The organism is Mesorhizobium sp. ES1-6 (assembly GCF_020164775.1).
Lineage (GTDB): Bacteria > Pseudomonadota > Alphaproteobacteria > Rhizobiales > Rhizobiaceae > Mesorhizobium.
The window spans coordinates 197,557-206,769 of record NZ_JAIUGU010000011.1; the positions used below are offsets into that span (position 1 = coordinate 197,557).

At 65.2% G+C, this 9,213-nt stretch carries 9 protein-coding genes; 6 read left to right on the forward strand and 3 right to left on the reverse strand.

All coding sequences use genetic code 11. The features are described 5' to 3' along the window. Nucleotides 1-17: 17 nt before the first annotated feature. Nucleotides 18-569 (reverse strand): GNAT family N-acetyltransferase, encoded by a 552-nt coding sequence (locus LB564_RS24450; RefSeq protein ID WP_224541654.1) that lies wholly within the window; start codon nt 567-569, stop codon nt 18-20. A gap of 220 nt (nt 570-789) precedes the next feature. On the opposite strand from LB564_RS24450, the gene LB564_RS24455 reads away from it, so the two are divergent. Further along, entirely contained in the window at nt 790-1,941 is a 1,152-nt protein-coding gene (locus LB564_RS24455; protein WP_224541681.1) for an alpha-D-ribose 1-methylphosphonate 5-triphosphate diphosphatase, read from the forward strand. A 101-nt stretch (nt 1,942-2,042) separates the two neighbouring features. Here LB564_RS24455 and LB564_RS24460 read toward each other — a convergent pair whose 3' ends face one another. Continuing rightward, entirely contained in the window at nt 2,043-2,243 is a 201-nt protein-coding gene (locus tag LB564_RS24460; RefSeq protein WP_140710578.1) for a hypothetical protein, read from the reverse strand. Between the two features lie 79 nt (nt 2,244-2,322). Then, the gene (locus tag LB564_RS24465) at nt 2,323-2,685 is read right to left on the reverse strand and encodes a hypothetical protein (RefSeq protein WP_224541656.1); all 363 of its coding nucleotides are present in this window, start codon (nt 2,683-2,685) and stop codon (nt 2,323-2,325) included. 249 nt (nt 2,686-2,934) lie between these two features. On the opposite strand from LB564_RS24465, the gene LB564_RS24470 reads away from it, so the two are divergent. From LB564_RS24470 to LB564_RS24490, 5 genes are all read left to right on the forward strand, one after another. Continuing rightward, a complete protein-coding gene (locus LB564_RS24470; RefSeq protein ID WP_224541658.1) occupies nt 2,935-3,924 on the forward strand; it encodes a substrate-binding domain-containing protein in 990 nt (329 codons plus the stop codon). Further along, nucleotides 3,921-4,925, forward strand: coding sequence for an ABC transporter permease (locus tag LB564_RS24475; protein ID WP_224541660.1), 1,005 nt, complete (start codon nt 3,921-3,923; stop codon nt 4,923-4,925). The genes LB564_RS24470 and LB564_RS24475 overlap by 4 nt, the downstream gene beginning before the upstream one ends. Next, nucleotides 4,922-5,674 (forward strand): ATP-binding cassette domain-containing protein, encoded by a 753-nt coding sequence (locus tag LB564_RS24480; RefSeq protein ID WP_224541662.1) that lies wholly within the window; start codon nt 4,922-4,924, stop codon nt 5,672-5,674. The genes LB564_RS24475 and LB564_RS24480 overlap by 4 nt, the downstream gene beginning before the upstream one ends. Nucleotides 5,675-5,746: 72 nt before the next feature. Further along, nucleotides 5,747-6,835, forward strand: a complete 1,089-nt coding sequence (locus LB564_RS24485) for a Gfo/Idh/MocA family protein (RefSeq protein WP_224541664.1) — start codon at nt 5,747-5,749, stop codon at nt 6,833-6,835. Nucleotides 6,836-6,962: 127 nt separating this feature from the next. Then, entirely contained in the window at nt 6,963-8,990 is a 2,028-nt protein-coding gene (locus LB564_RS24490) for an amidase (RefSeq protein ID WP_224541666.1), read from the forward strand. The last annotated feature ends 223 nt before the right edge of the window (nt 8,991-9,213 follow it).

Sequence of the window (9,213 nt, forward strand, 5' to 3'; positions counted from 1 at the left end):
GGCGTGCCCCGATGGCTCTAGGCCTGGTTCGCCAGGACTGACGTTCCGACGTCCGCGTCGAGCACGAAACGCTCGCAGCGCTCGCCGTCGGCTTCGTCGATGAAGCTCTCGACATGTCTGAAGCCGAGCTTCGCCAGGATCCGCAGCGACGCGGCATTGCGCGCCGCCGCTTCGGCCGTGACCTGTTCGAGCGCCAGGGTCTCGAAGGCATGGCGAACCACTTCGCGCGCGGCCTCGCTGCCCAGCCCCTGCCCCCAATGCGCACGCCCCAGCACAAATCCCAACGCGGCTGACCTAGCGTCGGTAGCGCCGAAGGACAGGGTTATCGTCCCGATCGCGTCCGACACGCCAGCCTGGTCGATCGACCATTTGATCGCCTTGCCCTCGGCCAACCGCCGGCGCGCAAGGGCGAGCCATCGGGCGCCCGCGCTGATGTCGTCGGGAACGGGATCGCCCGCAAGGGAAGCGGATTCGACATCCGCGGCCCGCGCGAACCAAGCCGGGATATCTCGCTCGCCCGGCGCCCGAAGCACGAGCCTTGCCGTGGTGAGCCTGGGAACTGTTTTCATGGCGGCATTTTCGACCTGGGGGAGCGCCGATGCAACGGTGTCCTACACAAAGCTGTCACGAAGCCAGCTTATCCGATCCTCAGGACCATCCGCATGATACGCCTTGAAACCGCCTGGCCGGCGGGCGATCCGGATATGTGGACTGCTGTTTTCGGAGACGACCATGCTTGAACGGACGGACAGGGCCGCGCCCCACCGGGATCACCCGAAGAAACAGGACATGTGGCTGAGTGAATTCGAGATCGTCCTGCGCGACCGCGTCATCGCCAATGGCGCCGTCAGGATCGAGGACGGCCTGATCGCCGAGATCCGCGACCAGCCGGTCGAGAATGCCGATCTCACCGGCGGCGGCCGCCTGCTGCTGCCTGGTTTCATCGACATGCATGGCGACATGGTGGAGCGGGAAGTGGAACCGCGCACCGGCGTTCACGTACCGATGGCAATCGGCATCGCCGAACTCGACAAGCGGCTGGCCTCCTGCGGCGTGACGACGGCCTATGCCGCGCTCTCCTTCATCGGCAACAGCGCCACCGCGGCCTTGCTGCGCTCGGAAGAACACACGTCGTCCATCATCGAGACCATCACCGGGCTGAAGGACGACCTTCTGGTCGACCACCGTATCCATGCCCGTTTCGAAGTGACGTTCACCGCGGCCGTCGGCGTGCTGGAAAGGCTGATGGATGCCGGCAAGCTCGACCTGATCTCGCTGATGGATCACACGCCCGGCCAGGGGCAGTACCGTGACGTCGAACTGTATATCGCGCGCCTGGCCAAGGAGCGCGGCATGTCCATTGCCGACGTCTCCGAGGTCGTCGGCAAGCGCATGGCCGATCGCAACGGCCATGGCGGCGTGCTCGGCACGCTGCAGGGCCTGTCGGCGTTTGCCCGCGCGCGCGGCGTCGTGCTCGCCTCGCACGATGACGACACGTTGGAAAAAGTGGAGTTCGTCCACGGCCTGGGAACCGTGCTCAGCGAATTCCCGGTGACCCTGGAGGCGGCGCGGGAAGCCCGCCGGCTGGGCATGTATACGGCCATGGGCGCGCCCAACGCGCTGCGCGGAGAATCCTATTCGGGCAACCTTTCCGCCCGCCAGGCCTATCAGTCCGGGCTGCTCGACATGCTGGCCAGCGATTACCACCCGGCCTCGATCCTGCCGGCCGTGCTCGGCCTGGCGGAACTGCGCGAGGATGGACTGGCAGCGGCGGCGGCGCTGACCAGCGCCAATCCGGCCGCCGCACTCGGGCTTGCCGATCGCGGCGCCATCGAAGCCGGGCTCCTGGCCGATCTCGTCGTGGCCGACCGCCTGCCGGTGCCACGCGTGCGCGCCACCTTCCGCGCCGGCCGCATGATCTACGGCGACGGCACGCTCTGAGCCATGTGTCGTCGGCGAATAACGTTGAACCGCCGGCACCTCCGACCCTCGCGACGATACGATAGGCAATGACGCCGCCAAAATTGCGCAAAAACAGGGAGTCAGAGATCGAGCGCGACCATCATCCCGCGCACCTCCGCCATTTCCAGCAGCAGATCCTGCAGGCTGTCGAGGGTTAGCGCCGCGCCTGATATCGCCAACAATTCCGCGACACTCTCCTTCATCGAAATCACGGCAACTCCGGTCTTTTCGGAAAGCAGCCGAGCAATGGCTGTGCGCACAAGCGCGTTCTGATCAGGCACGATTCCCCTTTCATGCTATGGTAACGGCCCCATTTTCTTTCATGCTATACGGCCTTCCGCAACTTATGCGAGCGTTCATTTACGCTTGCAAGTCGTCCTGTTGCTGTTCCTGATGGGATCCGAGGCCACTCAGCGGCGATAGCGACGGCACCCCGCTGTCGTCGGGTTCCATGGCGGCAAGCAGGGCCAGCGGCACTTCGTGCCGATAGAGACCGATGAGAGTCCTGCCTTCGACCGTTACCGGCAATTCAGTTGACCTGTCGAAAATGGAATACGTGCCTGTCGGCTCGTGCAATATCTCGAAACGATCCAATGCAAACCTCACCTCCCCCCGGGGAACCTTGTAACGCACGCACCCATCTGCGGTTGCATAAAAATCGATTTTTTTAGGCCCGAGGCCGATCGACCGGAATGGCGCGCCGCAAAAATCGGTGCGCACCATTTTAAATGTTGACGCGTGTCAATTTTTTCTGAAACATGCGGCAATGCTGACGTGGCATGAAGTCAGCGCTCTGGGAGGAGCAATGCCTGACACGCAAGGGACTTGAGCCGGGGTCGCTATCCCAAGCGCCCCAGCCAGTCCCTACAATCCAAGCGCCGGGCCAACGCAAGTGCCGGTCTGCTTGCCTGCTGTCGGTATTCCTTCGCGGAAAACCGTGCCGGCAACCAAGGGATTCGGAGGAGGAAGATAATGCGCATGTTGAATAGCCTGGCGATTGGCGCCGGCCTGCTTGCAACGACAATGGTGGCGCCTGCCCATGCGCAGGACGCGGCGAAGGTCGCGGCCATCGTCAAGGGCCTCGACAATCCCTTCTTCCAGACCATGCAGAAGGGCATCGAGGAACAGGCCAAGGCCGACGGCGTCAATGTCACCGTCCAGGCCGCCGCCAATATGGGCGACGCCACCGGCCAGGCCGACCGCCTGACCGCCATGGCGATGCAGGATTTCGATTGCTACCTGGTCAACCCGATCAGCGTCTCCAATCTTGTCCAGGCGCTGGTGCCGGTGGCGCAGAAGAAGAAGCCGATCGTCAACATCGATAGCACCATCGACCCCGAACAGGCCAAGGCCGCCGGCTTCACCGTCTCGACCTATATCGGCACCGACAATGTCGCCGCCGGCGTGCTGGCCGGCGAGGAAATGCTGAAGCTGGTGCCGAAGGGCGCCAAGGTGGCCCTGGTCGCCGGCATCATCGGCGATGTCGGCTCCAACGCGCGTATCAAGGGCTTCAAGCAGGCTGTCGAAGGCAAGCTCGAAGTGGTGGTGATGGTCAGCGCCGACTGGGATCGCGAAAAGGCATTGACCGCCGCCACCGACATCCTGGCCGCGCACCCGGATCTCGCCGGTTTCTTCGCCGCCAACGACATCATGGCGCTCGGCGTCGAGCGCGCGGTGCGGACCTCGGGCAAGGACGTCAAGGTGATCGGCCTCGACGGCATCGTCGACGCGCTGAAATCGGTCGCGGCCGGCGAACTCTCCGCCACCGTCGCCCAATATCCCTATGTCGTCGGTGCCATGGGCGTCGAGGCCTGCAAGGTGGCGGTCAAGGGCAAGGAATTGCCCGCCTACGTGCCGGCCCCCGTGCTCCTGATCAACAAGGACAATGCCGAGGCCTCGCTGAAGAACTTCCCGCGCCCCGGCGGCGAGTATCCCGATCCGTTGCGCGAGATGCTGAAGTGAGCAACCCCATGGACAACGCGCCCGCCGCCCATTCGGCGGGCGTGCCGGAGGAGAGCCGCCCCTCCCTGTCGGCTCTCCTCCTCGATCCTTCCTTCTGGGCCGACTGGGCATCCGTCGTCGGCCTGGTCGGGCTGGTCATCATCTTCGGCATCGCCCAGCCGGTCTTCCTCAGCGTCGCCAATTTGCAGGCGCTGCTGCTGGCGTCGGCGATCCTGGTCGTGCTGTCGATCGGCCAGACCTTCGTGGTGGCGACGTCAGGCATCGACCTGTCGATGGCGGCGGCGGTCATGCTTGGCGCCGTGATCCTCGGACTCGTCAGCGCCGGCGGCTACGGCATCTTCATCGCCTGCGTGCTTTGCGTGCTGGCGACCAGCGCGCTCGGCTTCCTCAACGGCCTCATCATCACCGTCGGCAAGATTCCCGACTTCGTGGTGACCCTCGGCACGCTCTCGGCCATCACCGGGCTCGGCCTCATCCTGTCTGGCGGCGAGCCGACCATGGTCGGCTCGACCTTCCTGTTGAAGCTCGCCTCCGGCTCGTTCGGGCCTTTCGGCTATCCGGTCTGGGTGGCGATCGCGGCCGTCATCGTGGCCCATATCGCGCTTTACCACACACGCTTCGGCGTCCATCTCCTCGCCACCGGCGGCCAGGTCGAGAGTGCCGGCGCGCTCGGCATCCGCACCAACCGGGTCAAGATCGCCGCCTACACGATATCGGGCTTCTGCGCCGGCATCGCGGCTATCCTGCTGGTGGCGCGCATCGGTTCGGCCGAGCCGCAGATCAACACCAGCCTGCTCCTGAATTCGGTTGCCGCGGTGGTTCTGGGCGGCGTCAGCCTGTTCGGCGGCCGCGCCTCGATCCTTGGCCCGGCCATCGGCGCGCTGATGCTGACCGCGCTCGTCAACGGGCTGACGCTGCTCAGCGTCTCGGCCTTCTATCAACCGCTCGCCGTGGGCGCCATCGTGGTGCTGGCGGCGCTTATCATGCGGTACCAGAAATGAGCGCCACATCCTCCGACGCAATCATCGCCTGCAACGGCCTGAGCAAGCACTTTGGCGGCGTGCGCGCCTTCACGGATGTCGCCTTCCAGGCGCGCCGCGGCGAGGTCACCGCCGTCATCGGCGACAACGGCGCCGGCAAGTCGACGCTGATCCGCTGCCTGGTCGGCGTGCATGTTCCCGATGCCGGCTCCATCGTCTTCGACGGCCGCGAGCACCCGTTCTCCAACCCGGACGGGGCGCGCAAGGCCGGCATCGAGACCGTGCACCAGAACCTGGCGCTGATCGACGAACTGACGGTGGCGCAGAACCTGTTCCTCAACCGCGAGCTCGTGCGCCGCATCGGCCCCCTCGCTTTCCTCGACCGCAAGGCGATGAAGCGCGAGGCCCGCTCGATGCTGTCGCGCCTGTCGATCAACGTGCCCTCGATCAACCAGCGTGTGCGCCGGCTGTCCGGCGGCCAGCGGCAGGCGATCTCGATCTGCCGCGCCGTCGGCTCCGGCGCCAAGCTGGTGGTGATGGACGAACCGACGGCCGCACTCGGCGTGCAGGAGACCGCCAATGTCGAGGCGCTGATCCGGCGCCTGCGCGAACAGTCGGTCTCGGTCATCCTGGTCAGCCACAATTTCGATCAGGTGCGGCGCCTCTCCGACCAGATCTGGGTGATGCGGGCCGGCAGGATGGCAGCGACCGTGCGCGCCTCGGAAACCACGGGCAACGAACTCGTCGCGCTGGTCACCGGCGCGGCGTGATCGCGCTCTCATGACATCAACGGCTGGCCGCCGGCGCGGCCGGCATCGGGCTTAATCGGAAGGAGTTTTCCAGTGGCACCACTTCGTGTCGGACTTGTCGGTCTTGGGGAGGTCGCGCAGTCGATCCATCTGCCTGTTCTGGCCGACCAGCGCGACCGCTGGACGATCGCGGGCGTATACGATGTCTCGCCGAGCCTGGTGAGCCTCGTCACCTCCGGATACGCGCCCGCCAAAGCCTTCGAGACCGCCGAGGAGTTGATCACTTCGCCCGATATCGACGTGGTCTTCGTATTGTCGTCCGACGACACCCACAGCCGCTTCGTGCGTGCCGCCATGCAAGCCGACAAGCACATATTGCTGGAAAAGCCTGCTTGCCTGACGGTGCGCGAAATCGATGAATTGCTGGCCCTGATGCCGGCCTACAAGAAGACCCTGTTCGTCGGCTATATGCGCCGCTACGCACCGGCTTATCTTGCCGCCAGGGACGAATTGCCCGCGCATGCCGACATCACCCATGTCCGCATCTTCGACCTGATCTCTGAGGGCCGGCATTTCCTCAACAAGAGCCAGAACATCCTCTATCCCAGGGACATCGACCCTGCCCTTTTGGCACGCGGCGCCAGGGAGCGGGACGCGCTGATACGCGAAGTCGTCGGCGCCGACGCACCCGCCGACCTGATGCGCGCCTATCGCGGCCTGACCGCACTCTCCTCGCACCACATCTCGGCCATGCGCGGGTTGATCGGCGAGCCGCAAGGCGTGGTGTCAGCGCACCGCACCAATGGCGGCGCCAACACCTCGGTGACCTTCGACTACGGCCATTTCGCCTGTCTCTATGACGCGGTGGTCGACGATCTCGGGCTGTTCGACGCCATGATCGAGGTGCGCTCCAACACCAGGCGCGTGCGCATCATCTACGACACGCCCTACATCAGAAGCCTGCCGACACGGCTGGAAGTGACCGAAGCCGGTGCGCTCGGCCCGGTGACGAAAACCTTCGGGCCGCTCTATGGCGACGCCTTCTCCAACGAACTGGAAGCCTTCCACCGCCACATCGCGGAAGGCACCAAGCCGCTGACCGACCTCGCCGACTCCCGCCGGGACCTGTCGCTGATGGCCGAGATCATCGAACGGATGAAGGAGACGGCGGGAGGCGCCTGAGCTCCGCCAGGAGGGTGACAGCAGAAACAGCCGCTCCAACAAAGACTGGCGACAAACCGATTGCCCCCTTGCCGAAGCCGGCGGTCTCGCTCATCCATGGTGTCGAAACGACAGTTTGGAACCAATGATGACCGAAGCCACCCTTCATCTCGTCGACGCGACGATCGACCACCTGCGCCGCGCGCTTGAGGATGGCACGGTCACCAGCGTCGAGCTGGTCGCGGCGTATCTCAGGCGCATTGCTCATTTCGACCGCCACGGCATCTGCCTCAACGCCGTCCCGGTGCTCAATCCAGCGATGTTCGAGGAGGCCGCCGCTTCCGACCAGCGGCGGCGCGAGGGTGGGACGCTCGGACCCCTCGACGGCATCCCCTACACCGCCAAGGACAGCTACAAGGTCAAGGGCCTGACGGTGGCAGCCGGATCGCCCGCCTTCGAGCACCTTGTCGCCAATGAAGACGCCTTCACCATCGCGCGGCTGCGCGCCGGCGGCGCGGTGCTGATCGGCCTCACCAACATGCCGCCCATGGCCAATGGCGGCATGCAGCGCGGCGTCTACGGGCGCGCCGAAAGCCCGTACAATGCCGACTACCTGACCGCCGCTTTCGCCTCGGGCTCCTCCAATGGTTCGGGCACCGCGACTGCGGCAAGCTTCGCCGCTTTCGGCTTGGGCGAAGAAACCTGGTCGTCCGGCCGCGCGCCGGCCACCAACAACGCGCTGGTCGCCTATACGCCCTCGCGCGGCGTCATCTCGGTGCGCGGCAACTGGCCGCTGGTGCCGACCATGGATGTGGTCGTGCCGCACACGCGCGGCGTGCCCGACATGCTGGAACTGCTCGATGTCATCGTCGCCGATGATCCCGAAACGAGAGGCGATTTCTGGCGCGCCCAACCCTGGGTGGCGCTGCCCAGGAGTTCCGAGCAGCGCCTGCTGCGTTACACCGATATGGCGCTGGAGGGGTCGCTGAAAGGCAAACGGCTTGGCGTACCCAGAATGTATATCGGCCGCGACACCGAAAACGACCGCCCCATCGAAACCCGCGCCTCGGTGCTTGCCCTGTGGGAGCAGGCGGCGACGGATCTGCGTCGGCTCGGCGCCGACGTGGTCGAGGTCGATTTCCCCGTCGTCTCCAACTATGAGCGTAACCGCCCGGGCGCGCAAACCATGGTCGAGCGTGGACTGGTGCCGACGGATTTCGCCGACCGTGAACTCTGGGATCTCAGCATCTGGGGCTGGGACGATTTTTTGCGCGCCAATGCCGACCCCGCCTTGCCCGACCTTGCTTCGGTCGATGGCCCGAAAATCTTCCCACGGCCGCCGGGCACGCTGGCCGACCGCTATGAAGGCGGCTTCGATCTCAAGGAATATGTCGAGCGGGCGAAGACCGGCGTCACGCCGTTGGCCGACATCTCCACGATCGAAGACGGCATCAAGGGACTTGAAGCGACACGGCGCATCGATTTCGAGGACTGGCTGCACGCCAACCGCCTCGATGCGGTGGTGCTGCCGGCCGCCGCCGATGTCGGGCCGGCGGATGCCGACGTCAATGAAGACTCCGCCGATCTTGCCTGGCGCAATGGCACCTGGGTCGCCAACGGCAATCTGGTCTGGCGCCATTTCGGCATCCCGACCGTCACCGTGCCGATGGGCACCATGGCCGACATCGGCATGCCGGTCGGCCTCACCTTCGCCGGCAAGGCCTATGACGACGAAAACCTGCTGCGCATGGCCGGCGATTACGAGCGCTCAACGCAGCGCCGCACGAGCCCGCCGCGCACGCCGGAACTGGCCGACGATGTGTTTCCGCACCGCGCCGCCCAAGTTGGCAACAGCAAGGCGCCCGCGCTCACCATCAAACTTGCGGCCGAGACGCGGGCTTCGGGCGATCAAGAAGAGATCGCCATCACCGTGGACTTATCTGTCGATGAAACCGACGCGGGGAACGCCAGTGTCAAGGTGCATGTCAACGGAGAGCCCGTCGCGATGCAACGGAGCGGGGCGCGGTTCACTGGCCGGGCGCTCGTTCCGACCAGCGAGCATCAGCGCTTCCACAGCGTCTGGCGCGGCTCCTACGGCTCGATTGTGACGGCGGTGGTGCGGGTGGAGGATGGACGCAGCACAGGCGCCTATGTGGTCACGGGCGGGATTGGGTAGGTTGCAGCCTCCCCTTTCTTCGTCATCCTAGGGCGGAGCAAGGAGCGAAGCGACGCGGCGCAGACCCTAGGATCCATGCCGGGACTCTGGGGCGCCGTCACGGTACAGAATTCTGCTCCGCTGCACACTTCGATAGACGTCACGGAATGGCAACTGTGTTCATGCGAATGCTTTTTTATCACGGATGATGGCGTTGAGGACGACGAGGAGCTTCCTTGCAACG

What these genes read in the sequence shown, in the direction of transcription:
- LB564_RS24450 (WP_224541654.1), bottom strand. Translation starts at nt 569, where the DNA reads ATGAAAACAGTTCCCAGGCTCACCACGGCAAGGCTCGTGCTTCGGGCG.
- LB564_RS24455 (WP_224541681.1), top strand. Translation starts at nt 790, where the DNA reads ATGTGGCTGAGTGAATTCGAGATCGTCCTGCGCGACCGCGTCATCGCC.
- LB564_RS24465 (WP_224541656.1), bottom strand. Translation starts at nt 2,685, where the DNA reads ATGGTGCGCACCGATTTTTGCGGCGCGCCATTCCGGTCGATCGGCCTC.
- LB564_RS24470 (WP_224541658.1), top strand. Translation starts at nt 2,935, where the DNA reads ATGCGCATGTTGAATAGCCTGGCGATTGGCGCCGGCCTGCTTGCAACG.
- LB564_RS24480 (WP_224541662.1), top strand. Translation starts at nt 4,922, where the DNA reads ATGAGCGCCACATCCTCCGACGCAATCATCGCCTGCAACGGCCTGAGC.
- LB564_RS24490 (WP_224541666.1), top strand. Translation starts at nt 6,963, where the DNA reads ATGACCGAAGCCACCCTTCATCTCGTCGACGCGACGATCGACCACCTG.